The sequence below is a fragment of the Streptomyces sp. NBC_00442 genome (assembly GCF_036014195.1).
Taxonomy (GTDB): domain Bacteria; phylum Actinomycetota; class Actinomycetes; order Streptomycetales; family Streptomycetaceae; genus Streptomyces.
In genome coordinates this window covers 1,863,053-1,882,123 of the sequence record NZ_CP107918.1, presented here as the reverse complement: position 1 = coordinate 1,882,123, position 19,071 = coordinate 1,863,053, and the positions used below count along the sequence as shown (strand labels likewise).

20 protein-coding genes are annotated in these 19,071 nt (G+C 72.5%); 7 read left to right on the top strand and 13 right to left on the bottom strand.

The genetic code is table 11. The features are described 5' to 3' along the window. Window positions 1-19: 19 nt before the first annotated feature. Entirely contained in the window at window positions 20-1,189 is a 1,170-nt protein-coding gene (locus OG432_RS08320; RefSeq protein ID WP_328309269.1) for a PucR family transcriptional regulator, read from the bottom strand. A gap of 201 nt (window positions 1,190-1,390) precedes the next feature. Here OG432_RS08320 and OG432_RS08315 point away from each other — a divergent pair, with 201 nt between their 5' ends. From OG432_RS08315 to OG432_RS08300, 4 genes are all read left to right on the top strand, one after another. Further along, window positions 1,391-2,317, top strand: coding sequence for a proline dehydrogenase family protein (locus OG432_RS08315; protein WP_328309267.1), 927 nt, complete (start codon window positions 1,391-1,393; stop codon window positions 2,315-2,317). Window positions 2,318-2,401: 84 nt separating this feature from the next. Next, window positions 2,402-4,033: an L-glutamate gamma-semialdehyde dehydrogenase gene (gene pruA / locus OG432_RS08310; protein ID WP_328309265.1), complete on the top strand. Its 1,632-nt coding sequence runs from the start codon at window positions 2,402-2,404 to the stop codon at window positions 4,031-4,033. A 96-nt stretch (window positions 4,034-4,129) separates the two neighbouring features. After that, complete coding sequence (locus tag OG432_RS08305) at window positions 4,130-4,666, top strand: RNA polymerase sigma factor (protein ID WP_328309263.1); 537 nt, start codon at window positions 4,130-4,132, stop codon at window positions 4,664-4,666. Further along, a complete protein-coding gene (locus tag OG432_RS08300) occupies window positions 4,663-5,133 on the top strand; it encodes a hypothetical protein (protein WP_328309261.1) in 471 nt (156 codons plus the stop codon). Before OG432_RS08305 ends, OG432_RS08300 begins: the two co-directional genes overlap by 4 nt. A 47-nt stretch (window positions 5,134-5,180) precedes the next feature. Here the strand turns inward: OG432_RS08300 and OG432_RS08295 are convergent, their stop codons facing one another. From OG432_RS08295 to OG432_RS08280, 4 genes are all read right to left on the bottom strand, one after another. Beyond that, window positions 5,181-5,759: an alpha/beta hydrolase gene (locus OG432_RS08295; protein ID WP_328309259.1), complete on the bottom strand. Its 579-nt coding sequence runs from the start codon at window positions 5,757-5,759 to the stop codon at window positions 5,181-5,183. Continuing rightward, complete coding sequence (locus OG432_RS08290) at window positions 5,711-6,109, bottom strand: alpha/beta fold hydrolase (RefSeq protein ID WP_328309257.1); 399 nt, start codon at window positions 6,107-6,109, stop codon at window positions 5,711-5,713. Before OG432_RS08290 ends, OG432_RS08295 begins: the two co-directional genes overlap by 49 nt. 126 nt (window positions 6,110-6,235) lie before the next feature. Continuing rightward, window positions 6,236-6,940, bottom strand: a complete 705-nt coding sequence (locus tag OG432_RS08285) for a nitroreductase family protein (RefSeq protein WP_328309256.1) — start codon at window positions 6,938-6,940, stop codon at window positions 6,236-6,238. 66 nt (window positions 6,941-7,006) lie between these two features. After that, window positions 7,007-7,978, bottom strand: coding sequence for a GlxA family transcriptional regulator (locus tag OG432_RS08280; protein ID WP_328309255.1), 972 nt, complete (start codon window positions 7,976-7,978; stop codon window positions 7,007-7,009). 70 nt (window positions 7,979-8,048) lie between these two features. Here OG432_RS08280 and OG432_RS08275 point away from each other — a divergent pair, with 70 nt between their 5' ends. Then, window positions 8,049-8,438, top strand: coding sequence for a cupin domain-containing protein (locus OG432_RS08275; protein WP_328309254.1), 390 nt, complete (start codon window positions 8,049-8,051; stop codon window positions 8,436-8,438). 81 nt (window positions 8,439-8,519) lie between these two features. On the opposite strand, the gene OG432_RS08270 is transcribed toward OG432_RS08275, so the two are convergent. The 7 genes from OG432_RS08270 to OG432_RS08240 form a co-directional block, all read right to left on the bottom strand. Next, entirely contained in the window at window positions 8,520-9,725 is a 1,206-nt protein-coding gene (locus OG432_RS08270; protein WP_328309252.1) for a lysophospholipid acyltransferase family protein, read from the bottom strand. Further along, window positions 9,722-10,564: a phosphatidate cytidylyltransferase gene (locus OG432_RS08265; protein WP_328309250.1), complete on the bottom strand. Its 843-nt coding sequence runs from the start codon at window positions 10,562-10,564 to the stop codon at window positions 9,722-9,724. The genes OG432_RS08270 and OG432_RS08265 overlap by 4 nt, the downstream gene beginning before the upstream one ends. After that, on the bottom strand, window positions 10,561-11,136 hold the full coding sequence (locus OG432_RS08260; RefSeq protein WP_328309248.1) for a CDP-alcohol phosphatidyltransferase family protein: 576 nt from the start codon (window positions 11,134-11,136) through the stop codon (window positions 10,561-10,563). The genes OG432_RS08265 and OG432_RS08260 overlap by 4 nt, the downstream gene beginning before the upstream one ends. 70 nt (window positions 11,137-11,206) lie before the next feature. Further along, complete coding sequence (locus tag OG432_RS08255) at window positions 11,207-13,249, bottom strand: phosphocholine-specific phospholipase C (RefSeq protein ID WP_328309246.1); 2,043 nt, start codon at window positions 13,247-13,249, stop codon at window positions 11,207-11,209. 202 nt (window positions 13,250-13,451) lie between these two features. Then, window positions 13,452-14,195, bottom strand: coding sequence for a hypothetical protein (locus OG432_RS08250; protein ID WP_328309245.1), 744 nt, complete (start codon window positions 14,193-14,195; stop codon window positions 13,452-13,454). Further along, window positions 14,192-14,539 carry a PadR family transcriptional regulator gene (locus OG432_RS08245; protein ID WP_328309243.1) on the bottom strand — a complete coding sequence of 116 codons (348 nt, stop codon included), beginning with the start codon at window positions 14,537-14,539 and terminating at the stop codon, window positions 14,192-14,194. Before OG432_RS08245 ends, OG432_RS08250 begins: the two co-directional genes overlap by 4 nt. Window positions 14,540-14,575: 36 nt before the next feature. Continuing rightward, window positions 14,576-15,544, bottom strand: a complete 969-nt coding sequence (locus tag OG432_RS08240) for a LysR family transcriptional regulator (RefSeq protein ID WP_328309241.1) — start codon at window positions 15,542-15,544, stop codon at window positions 14,576-14,578. Window positions 15,545-15,637: 93 nt separating this feature from the next. Here OG432_RS08240 and OG432_RS08235 point away from each other — a divergent pair, with 93 nt between their 5' ends. Beyond that, the gene (locus OG432_RS08235) at window positions 15,638-17,077 is read left to right on the top strand and encodes an MFS transporter (RefSeq protein ID WP_328309239.1); all 1,440 of its coding nucleotides are present in this window, start codon (window positions 15,638-15,640) and stop codon (window positions 17,075-17,077) included. A gap of 193 nt (window positions 17,078-17,270) precedes the next feature. Continuing rightward, window positions 17,271-17,399 (top strand): hypothetical protein, encoded by a 129-nt coding sequence (locus OG432_RS08230; RefSeq protein ID WP_267056578.1) that lies wholly within the window; start codon window positions 17,271-17,273, stop codon window positions 17,397-17,399. 24 nt (window positions 17,400-17,423) lie between these two features. On the opposite strand, the gene OG432_RS08225 is transcribed toward OG432_RS08230, so the two are convergent. Further along, window positions 17,424-18,998, bottom strand: a complete 1,575-nt coding sequence (locus OG432_RS08225) for a purple acid phosphatase family protein (protein WP_328309235.1) — start codon at window positions 18,996-18,998, stop codon at window positions 17,424-17,426. Between the last annotated feature and the right edge of the window lie 73 nt (window positions 18,999-19,071).

Genomic DNA, 19,071 nt, shown 5'->3' with positions numbered 1-19,071 from the left:
CCGTGGGCCGTAGCGGCCCTCAGAGCCGTGCCGCCTTCAGGGCCATGTGCAGCAGGAGCCGGTCCTCGCCCTGGTCCAGGTCGAGGCCGGTGAGGTGTTCGACGCGCGAGAGGCGGTAGTAGAGGGTCTGGCGGTGGATGCCGAGGGCGGCCGCCGCGCGGCCCGCCTGGCCGGCGCAGTCGAGGAACACCTCTGCGGTGTGCGCGAGTTCGGCGTGCGGGGCGGTCAACAGGGTGCGTACCGCCGGGTCCTGGCCGTGTGCGGGGGGCAGCGCCGTCAGCATGCGGTACGGGCCGATGCCCGACCACTGGGCCACCGGGCCGAGCCGGGGCTCGGCAAGTGCCGCTCGTGCGGCGGCGGTTGCCTCGCGGCGGGAGAGCGCGAGGTCGGCGAGGCCGCGGCGGGCCAGGGCCACTCCGGCCGCGGCGCCCGGTCCCGCATCGCCCCGCAGCCGTTCCGCGGCGGTCCTCGCCGGGGCGAGCGCGTCCGCCGAGCGCAGGCGTACGAGCGCGGCGAGCCACTGCCCCCCGCCCGGCCCCGCGGGCTCCGGCGCCAGCGTGCACACCGCCGCCGCGCCCGCCACCGTACGGGCCGAAGGGGCGTCGGCGGCCGGCCAGGGTGCCACGCACACCAGCGCGTGCAGGCCCTCCGCGTCGGGCCCGAGCGCCGCCGTCAGGGCCGCCGTCGCCGCGTCGTGCTGCGGGCCGCGCTCCGCGGTCAGCGCCGCACGGAACTCGCGGGTGAGGTCCGAGCCGGCCTGGGCCTCGTCGGCGAGCAGCACCCCGATCCGCGCGGCGACCTCCATCGCCGCGGCCAGCTTCTCCTCGCCGGGGCCCGGCTCGTCGTCGAGCAGCCAGACGTAGCCGAGGGCGACGCCCCGATGGCGTACCGGCAGGCAGATCCGGCCGCGCAGAACCCCCGCGTCGGGCGCGGCCGGGATGCGGACCGGGCCGGTGGCGCGGGTGATGCCGAAGCCCTCGAACCAGGACCGGACGGCCGGCGTCGACTTCCTGGTCAGGATGGAACGGGTGCGCACCGGGTCGAGGGTGAGCTCGCCGAAATCGCTCTCGGAGTCGTGGGCGCCGAAGGCGATGAGCCCGAAATCCCGGTTCTCCAGCGTGACCGCGCCCCCGAGCAGCGCCGAGATTTCATCGACCAGATCCTGGTAGTCGCTCTTCACGGAAGCCATTCTCACCCATCACGCCCGCCGCTTCAGACATATGTATGAGATCCGGGCCACGGATGCGTGACAGCTGTCGATGGCCGAGGATCGTGGAGATCCCTAGGTTTCACGGTGGTTCTCCGTGCCGTCGCCGGCACCCCGGGAAGACGGCCCTCGTCCCCCCGGCCCGGTCGCGGCCCCGTCTAGTTCTTTCCGTGGAGGTGCCCCGTGCTGGGTCCCGTGATCCTCGCCGCGTCGCGCAGCGACAAGATGCGCAAGCTTGTTTCGGCCGCCCCGGTGACCAAGCCCGTGGTGAACCGGTTCATCCCCGGTGAGAGCGTCGACCAGGTGGTCCGCATCGTCGAGGAAATGGTCGGCAAGGGCCTGGAGCTCACCCTGGACGTGGTGGGCGAGGACATCACCACCCCCGCGCAGGCCGCCCACGCCCGCGACGCCTACCTGGAGCTCATCGGGCGGCTGGGGGACCTCGGCCACGGCACCAAGGCCGAGATGTCGGTGAAGCTCTCCATGTTCGGCCAGTCCCTCGAAGGCGGCCACGAGCTGGCGCTCGCCAATGTGCGCCCGGTCGTCGAGGCCGCCGCCGCGATCGGCACCACGGTCACCCTGGACGCCGAGGACCACACCACCCTCGACTCGATGTTCGCCATCCACGAGGAGCTGCGGAAGGACTTCCCGCAGACGGGCTGCGTCATCCAGGCCTACCTCTTCCGCACCGAGGCCGACGCCCGCCGCCTGGCCGACGCCGGCAGCCGGGTGCGCATCGTGAAGGGCGCCTACAAGGAGCCCGCCGAGGTCGCTTACCAGAACAAGGCCGAGATCGACAAGGCGTACGTCCGCATCCTGAGGATCCTGATGGAGGGCGAGGGCTACCCGATGATCGGGTCCCACGACCCGCGCCTGATAGCCATCGGCCAGGAGCTCGCGCGGCGGGCCGGGCGCAAGCTGGACGAGTACGAGTTCCAGATGCTGTACGGGATCCGCGGCGAGGAGCACCTGCGGCTCGCCGCCGAGGGCCACCGGATGCGCGTCTACACGGCGTACGGCACCGACTGGTACGGATACTTCATGCGGCGCCTCGCGGAGAAGCCGGCCAACCTGCTGTTCTTCGTCCGCTCGATGATCACCAAGAACTAGACGTCCACCAGGACCACGGATCTTTTCGGACAGGCCCCGAGCCTCCCTTCACCCGAACACCCCTCACGAAGGAGTCAAGGAATCATGGACGCTGTGACCCAGGTCCCCACCCCGGTCAACGAGCCGGTGCACGGCTACGCCCCTGGTTCCCCGGAGCGCGCCCGTCTGGAGGCCAAGCTCAAGGAGCTGGCCGAGAACCCCGTCGACCTGCCGATGACCATCAACGGTGAGCGGCGGATGGGCGGCGGCGAGCGCTTCGACGTCGTGCAGCCGCACAACCACCGCGCCGTCATCGGCACCTACGCCAACGCCACCGAGCAGGACGCCAAGGACGCGGTCGACGCCGCCCTCGCCGCCGCCCCGGCCTGGCGCGCGATGTCCTTCGACGACCGCGCCGCGATCATCCTGCGCGCCGCCGAGCTGCTGTCGGGCCCCTGGCGCGAGACGCTGGCCGCCTCCACCATGCTGGGCCAGTCGAAGACCGCCCAGCAGGCCGAGATCGACACCCCCTGCGAGCTCGTCGACTTCTGGCGCTTCAACGTCCACTACGCCCGCAACCTGCTCGCCGAGCAGCCCCCGGCGAACTCCCCGGGCGTGTGGAACCGCATGGACCACCGCCCGCTCGAAGGCTTCGTCTACGCGATCACGCCGTTCAACTTCACGGCCATCGCGGGCAACCTGCCGACCGCCCCGGCCCTGATGGGCAACGTCGTCGTGTGGAAGCCGTCCCCGACGCAGACCCACGCCGCCGTGCTGCTCATGCAGCTCCTGGAGGAGGCCGGTCTGCCCAAGGGCGTCATCAACCTGGTGACCGGTGACGGCCTGGCCGTCTCCGAGGTCGCCCTCAACCACCGCGACCTGGCCGGCATCCACTTCACGGGTTCGACCAAGACCTTCCAGCACCTGTGGAAGACCGTCGGCACGAACATCGAGAAGTACCGCACCTACCCGCGTCTGGTCGGCGAGACCGGCGGCAAGGACTTCGTCGTCGCGCACCCCAGCGCCGACCGAGCCGTCCTGAAGACCGCGCTGACCCGTGGCTCCTTCGAGTACCAGGGCCAGAAGTGCTCCGCGTCCTCGCGCGCCTACGTTCCGGCCTCGATCTGGAACGACGGCTTCAAGGAGGAGTTCGCGGCCGAGGTCGACGGCATCTCCATGGGTGACGTCACCGACCTGTCGAACTTCATCGGCGCGGTCATCGACGAGCGCTCCTTCGCGAAGAACAAGGCCGCGATCGACCGGGCGAAGGCCGACGCCTCCTGCACGATCGTCGCGGGCGGCAGCTACGACGACTCGGTGGGCTACTTCGTGCGCCCGACCGTCATCGAGTGCACCGACCCGGCCAACGAGGTCTTCACGACCGAGTACTTCGGCCCGATCCTCGCGATCCACGTCTACGACGACGCCGAGTACGACGCGATGCTGGAGCAGATGGAGTCGGCTTCCGACTACGCCCTGACCGGCGCCGTCATCTCCAACGACCGTGCCGCGGCCGCGTACACGATGGACAAGCTCCGCTACGCGGCGGGCAACTTCTACATCAACGACAAGTCGACCGGCGCCGTCGTCGGCCAGCAGCCCTTCGGTGGCGGCCGCGCGTCCGGCACCAACGACAAGGCCGGCGCTCCGCAGAACCTGATGCGCTGGACGCTGACCCGCGCCATCAAGGAGACGCTGGTCCCGCCGACCGACTACGGCTACCCGCACATGGGCTGACGGCCGTAGCCGCACCGAAACCCCGCCCCCGTCCTTGGTCCCCCAACCGAGGACGGGGGCGGTTTCCTGTCCGCCGGGCCCGCTATCTTGGCGGCGATGGATGACGACATAAGGCCCTGGGACACCGCGGCGCCGCTCGTCCGGGCGGCCAGGAGCGGGGACGCGCTGGCCATGGACGACCTGCTCAAGCTCGTCACGCCGTACGTCGCCCGGCTGTGCGCGCCCATCGCCCCGGGTGGCACCGAAGACGCCGTGCAGGAGTCGCTGCTGGCCGTGTTCAGGGGACTGCGGGGGCTGCGCGATCCACTCGCGTTCTACGGGTGGGTGCGCGCGGTCACCGTGCGCGAGGCCATGCGGGTGGCGCGACGGTCGGCGGGGGAGAGCCCCGCCGACCCCGCGCAGATCGCCCGGCTGCGAGACCTGCTGCCGCGGGCCGACACCGCGCAACTCCCTTCCGAGGTGCGCGACTTGCTCGCCAGGATGCCCGTTCAGCAGCGCACTGTACTGGTGCTGCGCGAGCTGGAGGGGCTCGATGAGCGCGCCATGGCCGAGCTGCTCGACATACCCGAGGGCACCGTGAAGTCACGGCTGAGCAGGGCCCGTTCCTCCTTCCGGAAGGCGTGGACGCGGTGACATCCCCCTCTGGCGGCGCGAGCGCTGTGGCCCGGCTGCGCGTGCTGAGCGCCGGTCTGCGCGCCCCGCTCTACGTCGAACGCCGCATCGGCCTGCCCTTCGACCAGGTGTGGGCGGTCGTCGCCGACCTGGAGGGCGAACTTCCCCATCTCCTTTCCTTCGTAAGGGAGTTCCGGGTGACGCCCGGCGACAGTGCGCGCAAGACGGCCCGTGCGGTCGACGTGATGGGGCTGCGGGGCGACTTCGAGGTGCGGCTCGGGCGCGGCTGGTGTCTGATGCAGTCCCGGCTCGTGACCATGGGCATGGCGGCCGAGCCGGACGGCGACGGCGGGACGCGGTTCGCGGTCTGCGGCGCGATCAGGCCCGCCGCCCTGGGCCCCGTGCAGTACGCCTACCGACGGCTGCTCGGCCCGCGCCGGACCCGCGCGTTCTTCCGCGAGATCGAGCGCCGGGCCGCGCTGCGGTGACCCCGCGGGGTGCGGCCGCGGGGGCGAGGCGGCGTCATGGGCGGCGGTTACGGCCTCGGGGGAGTATCGGGGGTGGTGCCCTCCGCTCCGCCGGGCGGCCGCCGGGTCCCCGAGACCAGGCTGCGCAGCTCATCGGCCACCCGCTCAGGCCGTTCCTCCGGGAGATGATGGCCCGCACCCGGCACGATCCGTACCGTCAGGTCGTCGGCGTACGGTTCGCCGCGGAGCAGTGCCGGCGGGATCACCGGGTCGAGCTCGCCGCCCAGGACGCGGGTCGGCACGGTGAGTCGGGTTCTGCGGTGGGTGCCGCGGAAACCGGCCGGGATGTCCCGTACCACGTACTGCCAGAACAACGACTGCCCGGCATGCGCCGACACCCGAGTGGCCTCGGCGAACTCCGTCAGCTCCGCCTCGCTCCACGGTGCGGGGCCGCCCGCCCCGCGCCGCAGCAAGTGGCGGGTGAATGCGGGCCAGTGGCGCAGCACGAGGCGGCCGACGACCGGGTACTCGACGAACGCGGTGAACCACATCCGCCACAGGTTCGCCAGCACATCGCGGTGCCGGGTCCAGGGGTGCGTCATGTTGAGGGCGAGGAAGGCGCGGACGCGTTCCGGGCCCGCTCGCACACCCGGAAGCCGACGCCGGCGCCCCAGCTGTGCGCGACGATCACCGCCTGCTCCAGGCCGAGTTCATCGAGCAGCGCGAGGACGTCGGCGGCGAGCGACTCGGTGTCGTACCCCGTGCGGCTCTGCTCCGACCAGCCGAAGCCGCGCAGATCGACACAGATCAGCCGGTGCCCGTCGGCGAGCAGCGGCACGACGTGGCGCCAGGCGTACCAGTGCTGCGGAAAGCCGTGCAGCAGCACCACGGGATCGCCGCTGCCGAACTCGGCCAGGTGCAGCCGGACACCGCGCACCCTCACTTGCCGGTGCGTGGCGCCTTCGAGGTGCGGCATCGGACGTTCGCTGATGGTCATGAGGTCCCCTTCGACGGACGGACGGACGGACGGACGGACGGTGGTCGTCGTTGTCGTCCTGCCAGGAGGCGTGCGGTCCGTCGAAGGTTCCCCATGACTTTCGGGGCGGGGCGCCGGGCCGAGGGCTCAGACTTCGATCAGTACCTGGTCCAGTGATTTGCGTACCAGGTCGGGCACTTCGCAGTCGTCGGCCGGGTATCCGACCGGGATGACGGCGAACGCCTTCTCGTTCGCGGGGCGCCCGAGCACCTCGGACAGGAACCGCATCGGGCTCGGCGTGTGCACGAGCGCGGCGAGACCGGACTGGTGCAGCGCCGAGAGCAGCATGCCGACCGCGATGCCGACCGACTCGTCGACGTAGTAGTGCTTGTGCTTGGTGCCGTCCTCGGCCAGCCAGTAGCGCTGCTGGAAGACGACGAGCAGGGCCGGGGCGTCGGTGAGGTGGGTCTTCACCGCGTCCGTGCCGATCGGCCGCAGCGCCGCGAGCCACTCCTCACCGAGCCGTCCGTCGTAGGAGATCTTCTCCTCCTCCTCGGCCGCCTCGCGGATCCTGCGGCGCACGTCCGGGTCCTTGACCAGGACGAACGTCCACGGCTGCTGATGTGCTCCGGACGGCGCGGTCGCGGCGCAGGCGACGGCGTCCCGGACCGCCTGCTCGGGCACCGGGTCGGGTGAGAAGCTGCGGACGGTACGGCGCTCGTCCATGCGGACGCGCAACTCGGCGGCCCGCGCCAGGGTCTCGGTGCTCGCCATGCGGGCCGGGCGGTAGGGGACGGGCCGGTAGGGCTCGCCGTGGACCGGGGTCCAGTGCTGCTCGGTAGGTGTGGGCATGCGGCGAGTCTGGCGCTCGGACCTGGTCTGGTCCAAGCCCCTGGAGGGGTAGGTGACTTGAAAGGTTCAGACAGTGGCCGAGCGGCGGAACGTGCGGCGGTACGCGGCCGGCGTGGTGCGCAACGCCCGGTGGAAGCGGCGGCGCAGATTGGTCGCCGAGGAGAGCCCGGTGCGGGCGGCGACCGCTTCGACGGGCAGGTCCGTCTCTTCGAGCAGGGCCTGCGCGGCGGCGATGCGCCGGGCGAGCAGCCACTGGCCCGGCCCGGTGCCGAGCTGCTCGGCGAAGCGGCGGGCCAGGGTGCGCGGGGAGACGCCGGCGCGGGCCGCGAGCGTCGCCACGGACAGGGGCTCGGCGAGGCGTTCGGCGGCCCAGTCGAGCAGCGGGGCCAGTGAGTCGGGCACGCCGGGCGGCGGGGTCGCCGCGTACTGGAGCTGGCCGCCCTCGCGGTGCGGGGGCATCACCATGTGGCGGGCGATCCGGTCGGCGTATGCGGCGCCGAAGTCCTTGCGGACCAGGTGCAGGCAGAGGTCGAGAGCCGCGCCGCTGCCCGCGCTGGTCGCGACGTCGCCGTGGTCGACGTAGAGCACATCGCTGTCCACGACGACCGCGGGGAAGCGCCGGGCGAGTTCGGCGGCCAGGCGCCAGTGCGTGGCGGCCCGGCGCCCGTCGAGCAGTCCGGCCTCGGCCAGGATGAACGCGCCCGAGCAGAGCGAGATGATCCGGGCGCCGTCGCGGTGGGCGGCGCGCAGCGCGGCGAGCACGCCGGACGAGAGGGGGGCGGGCGTCTGCTTGCCCGGCAGCACGATGGTGTCGGCGCGGCGCAGCGAGTCCAGGCCGTGCTCGATGTGCATGGCGTATCCGGCCTGGGTGTCCACCGGCCCCGGGTGTTCGGTGGCGACCCAGAACGCATAGCGCGGCTCCGCCCCGGCCCGTTGGCCCCCGAACACCTCGGCGGCGATGCCGAGTTCGAAGGTGGACTGGGGAGGGTGGACCAGGGCGGCGATGCGGTGCGGGGCGTCCGGCGCGGGCGTGGGCATGGCAGGAAAGTACCTGATGATGTCAGATCTGACACTGGGCGGACTGTTGCGCGCTGCGGATGATCGACGCATGAGCAAATCGCACGAGACGGACGAGACGCACGAGACGAACGAGACGGACGGGTTGAACGAGCTGAACAGGTCGGGCGGGCCCCGGGTCCAGGCGCTTGACGTGGCGCAGGTCGCGCCGCGGGAGGTGGCCCCGGGCGTCGTGTCCCGCCGCCTGACCCGCACCGACCACGCCCGCGGCTGGCTGATCGACTTCGCGCCGGGCAGCGAGTGGCCGGAGGTCGACGTGCACACGGAGGAGGAGCGGTACTACGTGATCAGCGGAGAGATCATCGACGGGGACGGGGTGTTCGGGGCGGGGTCGTACGTCGTCTTCGACGCGGGTACGTCGCACCGGCCGCGCTCGGTGACGGGCGCACGGATGCTGGGGGTGAGCATCCGGGTGCCCTGACCGCCCCTGGTGCGGAGCCCCGGCCGGCCGGCGCCCGCGGCACCCGGACGGCACCCGGCCCCTCCCGCACGGCCCGTCTCCTCACGACCACGCCCCCACGATCACCCCGAGCCCCACCCCGAATCCCGCACCCAGCAGCACCAGGTACACCCCGTACCAGCGCCGCCACCTCCGGGCGAGCAGGGCCAGGCCGCCGAAGACGAGGCCCACCGTCAGGGTGCGGGAGCCGCGCGGGACGGCGGCCTCGCGCAGCCAGGAGGTCGTGGGGATTCCCGTGCGGCCCGCCTCCGCGGCGTACACCTTGAACGGGATGCCGTCCCACGGCTGGTGACGGACCGCCGACGCGCCCTGGGTGGAGAGCTCGTGACGGACCTCCGTCCGCATCCGGTCCGTCGTCAGCGGCGCCGGCATGTGCACACCGGACAGGGCCAGTTGAAGCGCGAGGACACTGCCCGCGAGGCTGCCCGCGAGGGCCGAGAGGGCGAGCGGGACGGCTCGGCGCGGGGCCGCGGCGCACACCGCCGCGAGGAGGAGTTCCGGCATCAGGGGCCAGCTGAGGGCCTCCGTGAACGCCCAGGCGAAGGCCAGGAGGAGGCCGGCCCGTGAGGCCGCGAGGGCCGCGACCCGGCGGCGCAGCGGCGAGTCGCGCAGGGCCTCCGCGTTCGTGCGGGCGTGGAGCGCCGCCACCGCCTCCCGTGCCTCGTCCGGCGTGGCCGACGGCGGCAGTGGCGCCCCGATGCGCACCCGGATCAGGGCGGAGCGGAACCGGCCGTGCTTGGGCAGCAGCCGGTCCGTGCCCGCGATGCCCACCGGCACCACCGGCACCCCCGCGTGCTCCGCAAGGACCAGGGCGCCCCGGTGGAACGAGCCGACCTCGCCGTCGTGGCCGCGGGTGCCCTCGGGGAAGAGGACCACGGCCCGGCCCGCGCGCAGCCCGTCGGCCATGGCGAGCAGGTCCTCCATGCCGCCGCCGGAGCGCCGCACCGGGAAGCCCGCGGCGAGCCGGCTGCACACGCGGCGCCGCCACGGCGAGGCGAACCAGTAGTCGGCCGCGGCCCCGATCGCCGGGGTGTGGCGGGCGTCGAGCGCGGCGAGCAGGGCCGCGGTGTCGGCGTGCGAGGAGTGGTTGGCGACGACCACGCAGCCGCCGCGCGGCAGATGCCCCCGGCGTTCCACCCCGCCGGTCAGGGTCAGGGCGCACCACCACAGGGCGCGCCGGGCCAGCGCGGCGAGCCGCGGCCGGGCCCCGGTCCTGGTCCGCTTCGCCGGGGTCAGGGTCGTCGTCATCGGGTCACCGCCGTCGTGAGCAGCAGGGCGAGCAGGAGGGAGTCGACGCGGTCGAGCAGGCCGCCGAAGCCGGGGAGCCAGCTCCCCGCGTCCTTCACCCCGGCCTCCCGCTTCACCATGGATTCGAGCAGGTCCCCCAGGACGCAGCCGAGCGCCACCGCCGCCCACAGAAGCGGGGACCATGCCCCAACTGCCCAGAGGACAAGGCCGGTTGAGAGTGCGGTGCCGAGAACTCCCGCCCAGGTCTTGTGCGGGGAGAGCGGCGAGAGCGGGCGGGCCAGGGCGCCGCGGCGGCCCAGGAACGTACCGCCGCACCACGCGCCCACATCGCCGAGCGCGACCGCGATGCCCACCGCGGCGGCCGTCTCGCCGAGCGTGACCAGCGCGGTCAGCGGGACCGCGATCCACAGCAGCGCGAAGACCGTGCGGGCCGCGGCGGTGAAGCCGGATTCCGGGTCGCCGCGCAGCAGCGAGGGAAGGGCCGCGACCGGCAGGAGAAGGCCGATGGTGCGCGCGTCGAGCGCCGAGGGCGCCGCCCAGGCGAGCATGGGGAGCGCCACGGAGGCCGCGACGAGCACCGCCGCCTCCGCGCGGCGCAGGCCCGTCATCCGCACGTACTCCGTCATCGCGACCAGGCCCAGCGCCGCCGCCAGGGCGCACGCCCCGCCGCCGCCGAGGAACAGGGCGCCGAGATAGACCGGCGCCGCCAGCGCCCAGGTCCGCCACCGCTTGCGCACCTCGGCCCGCACCCGGATCCGCGCCGGCAGGGCCGCCACAGCGAGGCCGCTCACCCCGAGCACTCCGACGCTCACCAGCACCGTACGGCCGTACGTACTCATGCCGCCAACTCCCGCCACAGCCAGGCGCATCGCACGGCGGCCGTGAGCAGCGAGCCGATCGCGATCAGCAGCAGAACCGGGACCGCCCAGCCCGAAGCGGCCGCCACGGCCACCAGGAGACAGCGCTCGGTCTTGCCGACCGGGCCGCCGTTGCGGCGCGGCGCGCCGGCCGCCGAGCCGGCGAGCGCGACCCACGACGGCAGGGTCGCGGCGAGCCCCGCGGTGGACACCAGCCAGAGCGGGGCCAGCGGCAGGAATCCCGCGAGCACCGCCAAGTCGGCCGCCCGGTCGCCCAGTTCGTTCAGGAGCGCGCCGCGTCGTGTGGTGCGCCCGGTGTCGCGGGCCAGCGCGCCGTCCAGGTTCGCGAAGGCGAGCCGGGCCGCGAGGAGCGCCGCGACCGGCAGGGCGGCGAGCGGCGCGGGCAGCAGGGCGAGCGCCGCGGCCGCTCCCGCGGCGCTCACCACGCCCGCCGCGGTCAGGGCGTCGGGCGACACCCCGCGCCGGGCGAGCGCCCCGCGGACGCCGGAGAGCCGGTCCGCGTACCAGGGCTTGAGTGCGTAGAGGCCGTTCATGGACTCCACTGTCCTTGCGGGGGAGCGGCGCCACATGAGTGCTCGTACTCAGAGGGGACTCACCAACGGCTCATCCGCTGACCGACGCCGCGCCCGTCTCGATGTGCCCGGTGTAGCGGCGCGACCAGGTGCTGTCGCAGTCGGCCGTGACCGTGAAGTCGTACCAGCCGTTCTGGAGGGCCACCGCGTTGAAGAAGTCCTCGGTGGACCCGCCCGCGGGCACGGTGTACTTCCAGGTGCCCGTCCGGTACTGGTTCGAGGTGATGGTGAACTTCACCGACGCGGCGGAGGAGTTGGTCATCCTGAACCAGACCGCCATCTTGCCCGTCCCGGACTCGACGGCGTAGCGCGCCGCCACCTCCACGGATTTGCCCGGCTTGGTGGCGTCGCCGACGAAGCGGCGCAGGAAGCGGTTGGGGCCCACCATGGTGAAGTCGTACGCGCCCGCGCCCGCGGCCGTGCCGATCTGGAAGAAGTCGCTCGCGGTGCCGCCCGGATCGACCGTGTACTGCCACGGTGTGGTGTCGCGGTAGGCGTTGGGGTGGATCGAGAAGTGCGCGGCGCTGGTCGCGGGGGAGCCCTGGTTGGCCATGCCGAACCAGGCCAGGATCTGCCCGCCGGCCTTGAACTCGAACCGGTCGAGGTTGCCGTTCGGCTGGTAGGGCAACGCGCGGGCCGGCCGGGTGCCGGACTCCTGTGCGGGCAGTGCGTTGTTCTGCGGCGCCGGGTTGGGCAGCGGGCCGCAGGTGGCGATCCCGATCACCTTGGTGGCGGGCAGCCCGGACGGCATGCCGTACACGGGCGACGCGAAGTCGAAGACCCCGGTCAGGTCGCCGGTGACCTTGCGGCGCCAGGCGCTGATGCCGGGACAGCTCGCCGGGGTGCCGAGCGCCGTCGTCCACGTCTCCAGGAAGCGCAGCACCGACGTGTGGTCGAAGACCTCGGAGGAGACCCAGCCACCGCGCGTCCAGGGCGACATGACCACCATCGGCACCCGGAAGCCCAGACCGTACGGGACGCCGTTCAGGAACTCGCCGGCCGTCCCGGCGGGCGGCGACGGCGGGGGCACGTGGTCGAAGAAGCCGTCGTTCTCGTCGTAGTTGAGGAACAGGACGGTCGAGTCGAAGACGTCGGGGGCCGCCGCGAGCGCGCGGTACACCAGGTCGACGAAGTGCGCGCCGTCGCCGGGCGGGGCGTAGGGGTGCTCGGAGAACGCCTGGTTGGCGACGACCCAGGAGACCTGGGGGAGCCTTCCGGCGATCGCGTCGGCCTTGATGGCGGCGGCGATGTCGTCAGGGGTGGAGCCGGTGACCGACGGGACGGACCCCATGCCGCGGTCGTGCAGCGGATCGCCCGCCGGCGCGGAGGTGAACCGCTTGAAGTACGCGAGCCCGTTGTCGCCGTAGTTGTCGTTGGCGTTCTGGTAGACCTTCCAGCTCACCCCGGCGCGCTGGAGCGCCTCCGCGTACGTCTCCCACGTCAGGCCCGACTCGTCGCCGCCGTCGTAGCTGGTGCCGTCGACCTTGCCGCTCCACAGGAAGGTGCGGTTGGGTCCGGTGGCGCTGAGCGTGGAGCTGAAGTAGGCGTCGCAGACCGTGTAGTTGTCGGCGAGCGCATAGTGGAAGGGGATGTCGCCGCGTTCGAGATGGCCCAGCGAGCGGACGTTTCCGACACCGGAGACCCAGCTGTCCATGCGGCCCTTGTTCCATGCCGCGTGCTGCGAGGTCCAGCTGTGCGGCAGGTCGCCGCTGCACTGGGCGAGCGTCTCGCCGTCCGCGCCGCCCGCACCCGGTGTCGAGCTGAGCTTCCACGGATACTGGCGGCCGGTGCCGTTGGGCTGGTTGAAGACGGGCTGCCCGCCGGCCAGCAGGATGCCGCTCTTGTCGCCGAAGCCCCGGACACCCTTGAGGCGGCCGAAGTAGTGGTCGAAGCTGCGGTTCTCCTGCATCAGGATCACCACGTGTTTGACGTCCTTGATGGTGCCGGTCGCCGAGGCGGCCGCCGTGCTCGTGACCGCCGGACCGACGGCCCGCGCCGCCGACGGTGGCAGCACGGAGCCGGCCGCAACGCCCGCACCGAGTGCCACGAAACCCCTACGACTGATCGGTGTCATCCGCCCGCCTCCACGTCGCATGTGCCCCTGCGGCACATCGAGCGCAAGAGTGGCGCCGTCCAATGGTCTGAAGCTAGACCTCTACAGGGGTGGATTTATGAACTCTCGGTCAACGGCAGGGTTTCTTAAGGTTGGATGAGAGCTTGCATCCGTTTCGCGCCACCCCGGCACCCCGGTCGGTGGGCCGGGCTCGCCCGACGGTTCAGCGGCTCTCGACGCCGTTGGCGATGTCCCGCCTGACCCCGTACCAGCCGAACAGCACGCCACCGGCCGCCGCGCCCAGGACGGCGAGGTAGACCGCCGGCCGGTGCAGGTCGATCGCGTCGACCACGTCGAAGCCCAGGGCGAGCGCGAACACCACCACCGACACCGCGAACACGGCGACCAGACCCCGGAACTTGGTGCTGAAGAACAGGTGCCGGGCCGGCGGCGGCGGCGTCGCGGCCAGGTCGGCGGCCGGACCCGTGCTGGCCGCGAGCGGGCGCTTGAAGTAGGTCATGTGCAGCCAGCGCCCGCACGGCTCCCAGCCGTCCGGCTCAAGACCGGCGGTCAGTTCCTCGCGTTGCTTCGCGCCGTGCGCGCTCTCGCGCCGGTACTCCCAGCGCATCGCGGCGCCGGGGGTGCGACGGCACACGAAGCGGCCGACGAAGTCGAGCCCCTCGACCTCCCAGCCCTCGGCCCCGTACCGATTGAGGAGCAGCCGGTCGGTGTAGATGTCGCTGGTCCACTTCCACGTCTCGCCGCCGGCCTCGGGCCGCTCGCCGTCGTGGTCCCGGGTGAGCCGGTCCGCGAAGGCCTCCGGCGGGCCGAACTCCTCGCGGGCGTCGGGCTTACCGGACTCGGTGAGGTAGCCGGTGAGGTCGGCGACGGTCGCCGCCGCCTCCTGGTCCGGCATGCCGCGCGCCACGAGCAGCCGGCTCAGTTCCGCGAAGTATTCGGTGTTCACGCTGGTCCCCCTGGAAGTGTGCTGGTGAGCATGGCCGTGACCGCCGAGTGGAACTCCCCCCAGGCGGCGCCCTGTTCGACGAGGGCACGCCGGCCCTCGTCGGTCAGCCGGTAGTAGCGGCGGCCCGGCCCGCGCTCGGCGGCCCGGAATTCACCGACCGCGAGGCCGGCCTCCTCCAGGCGGTTGAGCACGGGATAGAGGGTGCCGCCCTTGATGTCGCCGAGCCCCGCGGCGGTGAGTGCCTTGGAGATCTCGTACCCGTAGCTCTCACCCCCGGTGAGGCAGGACAGGACGAGGAGGTCGAGGACACCCTTGAGCCAGCTGGATCTGCGGTCTGCGGCCATGCGTGTATTCCAGCACCACCTAGGTAGGAATGCAACCTAGATGGCGGAGTCGTGTGCGGGGCGAGGTGTCCGCTTCCGGTGGGGTCGGGCGCCCGGCCGCTCCGCCCCGCCGAGTTCCGTCACGATCTCCGCCAGGGCGCCCCGCAGCCACCGGTGGGCCGGGTCCGCGTCGACCCGGACGTGCCAGGCCTGCACGAACGGATTGGCCGGCAGGTCGAGCGGGATGTCGAGGACCGCGAGCGGCATCGCGCGGGCCGCCTCCAGGGCGAACTGTCGCGGCACCAGGGCGAGGGCGTCCGAACGCAGCGCGAAGAAGCAGGCCGCCGTGTAGGTCGGCGCGGTGGCCAGCACGTCGCGGGTCAGGCCGAGTTCGGCGAGCCGCTCGTCGACGACGCTGCGCACCCGGCCGCGCCGGGTGACGGTGATGTGGGGGAGGGCCGCGAACCGCTCCGGGGTGAGCCGCTCGTCCGCGTACGGCCCGTCGGCCCGCGCCACCGCCACGTAGCCGTACTCGCCGAGGGGCTCGGTGCGGATGTCGTGCGGCAGCTCGCCCATCTGCCCGACATCCAGGTCGACCAGGTCCCGCAGGTCGGCCGGGTTCTCGTCGCCCTCGGGCAGCATCCGAAGCCGCACCCGGGGTGCCTCGCGCATCACCCGCTCGGTGAGCACCGAGCCAAAGATGACGGCCACGCCGTCGTTGGACCGGATCGTGAACTCCCTTTGCAGGGTGGTCAGTTCGAGCTCGGTCGGCGGGCGCAGCGCGGCCAGCGCGGACGCCAGGGCCGCCTCCGCGCGCGGCCGGAGTTCGCGGGCGCGCGGCGTCAGGACGAGGCCCCGCCCCGACGGCACGAGCAGCTCGTCGCCCACCACCCGGCGCAGCCGCCCCAGGGTCCGGCTCATCGCGGACGGCGAGATGCGCATCTCGGCCGCGGCCCCCGCCACGCTTCCCGCCCGCAGCAGGGCGTCGAGCGAGGGCAGCAGATTCATGTCCGGCAGCTGTTGCATGGAGGCAGTATGGCCGAATGGTGCGTCTCGCGCACGGCTCGGCTGCCAATTCAGACCTTGTATGCAGCAGTGGAGTCCCAGCACGCTGATCCCATGCTCGACACCCGACAGCGCACCACCGCCCTGCTCGTCGCCGGCTGCTTCTTCATGGAGATGCTCGACGGCACCATCGTGGCCACCGCCGCCCCGCGGATGGCGGCCTCCCTCGACACAACGCCCACCTCGGTCGGCCTGGTCGTCACCGTCTATCTGCTGACCCTCGCCGTGCTCATACCGCTCAGCGGCTGGCTCACCGCCCGCTACGGCGCCCGGCGGATCTTCCTCACCGCCATCGTCCTGTTCACGCTCGCCTCGGCGGGCTGCGCCGCGAGCGGCAGCCTCGGCATGCTCGTCGCGATGCGCGTCCTGCAAGGAGCGGGCGGCGCCCTGATGGTCCCGGTCGGCCGGCTCCTGGTGCTCGCCGGGGCCGCCAGGACCGACATACCGAAGATCATGGCGTACATCGTGTGGCCGGGCCTGATGGCCCCCGTCGTCGCTCCTCTGCTCGGCGGCGTCCTCACCACGTACGCGAGCTGGCACTGGATGTTCCTCGTCAACCTGCCCCTGGGGGCGGCCGCCTTCGTCGTCGCCCGGCGTCTGGTCGCGGCCGGGCCCACCGCCACCCCGCCCCCGCTCGACATCCCCGGCGTGCTGCTCAGCTGCACCGGGCTCGCCGCCCTCACCTGGGCCGCCCACCTGGTCGCCGAGACCGACAGCGGATGGGAGGCACCGGCCGGCGTCGGGGCGCTCGCCGTCCTCGCGCTCGGCGCCGCCGGACGTCATCTGCTGCGCACCGCCCACCCGCTGGTCAATCTGCGCACCCTCGACGTGACGACCTTCCGGGCCGCCGTGAACGGCGGCTCGCTCTTCTGGATCGTCGTCGGCTCCATGCCCTTCCTGCTGCCCCTGCTGTTCCAGGAGGTGTTCGGATGGAGCGCGGTGAAGTCCGGCGCGGTGGTGCTGTTCGTCTTCGTCGGCAACATCGGGATCAAGCCCGCGACCACCCCGCTGATCAACCGCTTCGGGTTCCGCCCGCTGCTGCTCGTCGCCACGGTCGGGCTCGCCGTCGCCGTCGCGGGCTGCGCCCTGCTCACCGCGTCGACCCCGCTCGCCGTGACCGCCGCCCTCGTCACGCTCGGCGGCGCCGCCCGCTCGCTCGGCCTCACCTGCTACTCGACCATCGCCTTCAGCGAGGTGGCACCCGAGCGGCTGCGCGACGCCAACGCGCTGTCCGCGACCGCCAACCAGCTCGCGGCGGGGCTCGCCGTCGCCGTCGCCACCATCGCGCTGCGCCTGGGCGGCGCCCTCCAGGACACACCGCCCCACGCCTACGCGGTGGCGTTCTGCCTGCTCGGCGCGTTCTGCCTGCTCCCCGCGCTGGGTGCGCTGCGGCTGCGCAGCGGGGCCGGCGACGCGGTCCGTACCCGACGCGCCGAGCCCGCGCTGCCGGGCCGGGCGGGGGTCGCCGTCTCAGATAGTAGGAAGTCCGAGTAATTGTAGAGACAGACTCCAGGGCAGCGCTTAGCTTTGTAGAAGCCGAACGTCTCGCTGATCCAGCGAAGGGCGGTCGTGAGTGCAGTGCCCCGAGGCAGGCAACCCCTGCGGCCGCGCTCCCCGCCCCTTCCGGCACCTCACTGCATCCGCCGGGGCCCGTCCCCGGACCTCCCAGCAGAGGAGTCGAATCCCCATGGTCAAGCAGCCCGCCCGCCGAGTCCGTCACTCTTCGCGCAGCAGCGAGTCCGACCGCAAGAACGCCGCCGCAGCCCTCCAGCGTGCGCTGGACCGCAGGGACAACGGCGGCGCCACCGGGCACTGAGGCCCGCTGCCACGAGCCGGCCGGTTACCGGCCGCGCCGGATCTCGAAGTGGTCGATGCGCTCGCCCGTCTCGGCGAGCGCGCTGACCTTCATGCTCGGGTGGCGGCCGGTCTCGACCTGCACCGCGAGGAACGAGTAGTTGGTGTAGCGCACGCGGGACCACTCCACGGTCTCGGTGACCTTCGCGCCGCCCTTGACCCAGTGGTAGGTGTCCACGCTGTCGCGGTCCGCGACGTGGCCCTCGTACGAGTCGGGCACCGGGAAGCTGTAGAGCGAGCGGCCCGCGGCGCCGGCCGTCACGTACACGATGCCGTCCCGCGTCGGGTCGGTGCGCTCGCCGATCGCGACCTTGCGGCCCACCTTGTTGCCCTTGATGGCGTCGGTGCGCTCGTACACGTGGTTGTGGCCGTTGATCACCAGGTCCACCTGGTGCTTCTCGAACAGGGGCACCCACGCGTCGCGCACGCCCCCCTCCGAGGCGTGCGAGCTCGTCGTGGAGAACGCGCAGTGGTGGAAGAACACCACGATGAAGTCGACGGCGTGGTTGGCACGCAGCTCTCCGAGCCGCTTGTCCAGCCACGTCGTCTGCTTGCCGCCGCTGATGCCGAAGTTGGCGGGGATCTCGTAGGAGACGTCGTTGGCGTCCAGGGCGATCACGCCCACGTTGCCGTGCACGAACGAGTACACACCGGGCTGGTTCACCGGGTCCGGGCCGTTGGCCGGCAGCGACCAGCGGGCGTTCTGGCCGCCGTAGCCCTGCGGCGAGTACCAGGCCTCCATGTCGTGGTTGCCGGTCGTGACCATCCACGGCACCGTCTTGGCCACCGACTCCGTCTGCGCCAGGAACTGGTCCCAGGTGCGCGCGTCGTACTGGTCCGAGGACTGGCCCGAACCGGACGGGTCGGCGTAGCAGATGTCGCCGGCGTGCAGGTGGAAGGACGGGTTCTGGCCCAGGATCACCTGGTCGTTGCCGAGCGCGTGATAGCTGACGCCCTGGTCGCCGAAGGCCGTGAAGGTGAAGTTCTCGGCGTGCGCGGGGGCGGTGGTGAAGGTGCCGAGCGTGCCGAGGTTGCGCCGGTCCGCCGGGTCGAAGCCGTCGTGGCCCACCCCGTAGTAGTACGTCTGGCCGGGCCGCAGCCGGTCGAGGCCGGCGTGCACGTAGAACTGCTCGGCGGCCGCGATCTTCCCGCCGTTCAGTGCGGGTGTCGTCAGGTGGCGCACCTCCGCGTCGATCTTCCGGCTCAGCGACCAGGGGCTCGTGCCGATGCGGATGTACGGCTTCTTCACCGCGAACGGGACCTGCCAGGAGACCCGCATCTGCGTCTTGGGGTCGGCCCCGTACGCGAGGTGGCGGCCGAACGGCGCGGCCAGCGAGCCGTCCACGCCGTGCCGCGACGCGGAGGTGAGCGCGGTCGGCGCCGAGAAGGCGGGCGAGGCCGCCCCGGCGGTCGCGAGGCCCGCACCGGCGACGGCGGCCGTGGCCGCGGTGGTGCGCAGCACACCGCGCCGGCTCAGCTTGCTCCGCAGGTACTCGTGCTGCTCGGCCATGCTCATGCGCTCGGCGAGCTTGTCAGGGATGCCGAATCTGGGGATGTCCATGGCCGAAAACGTCCTCCACCCAATCGACGGCATCTTCTCCGCGAGGTGAACTCCGGGCGTACAACTGCCTACG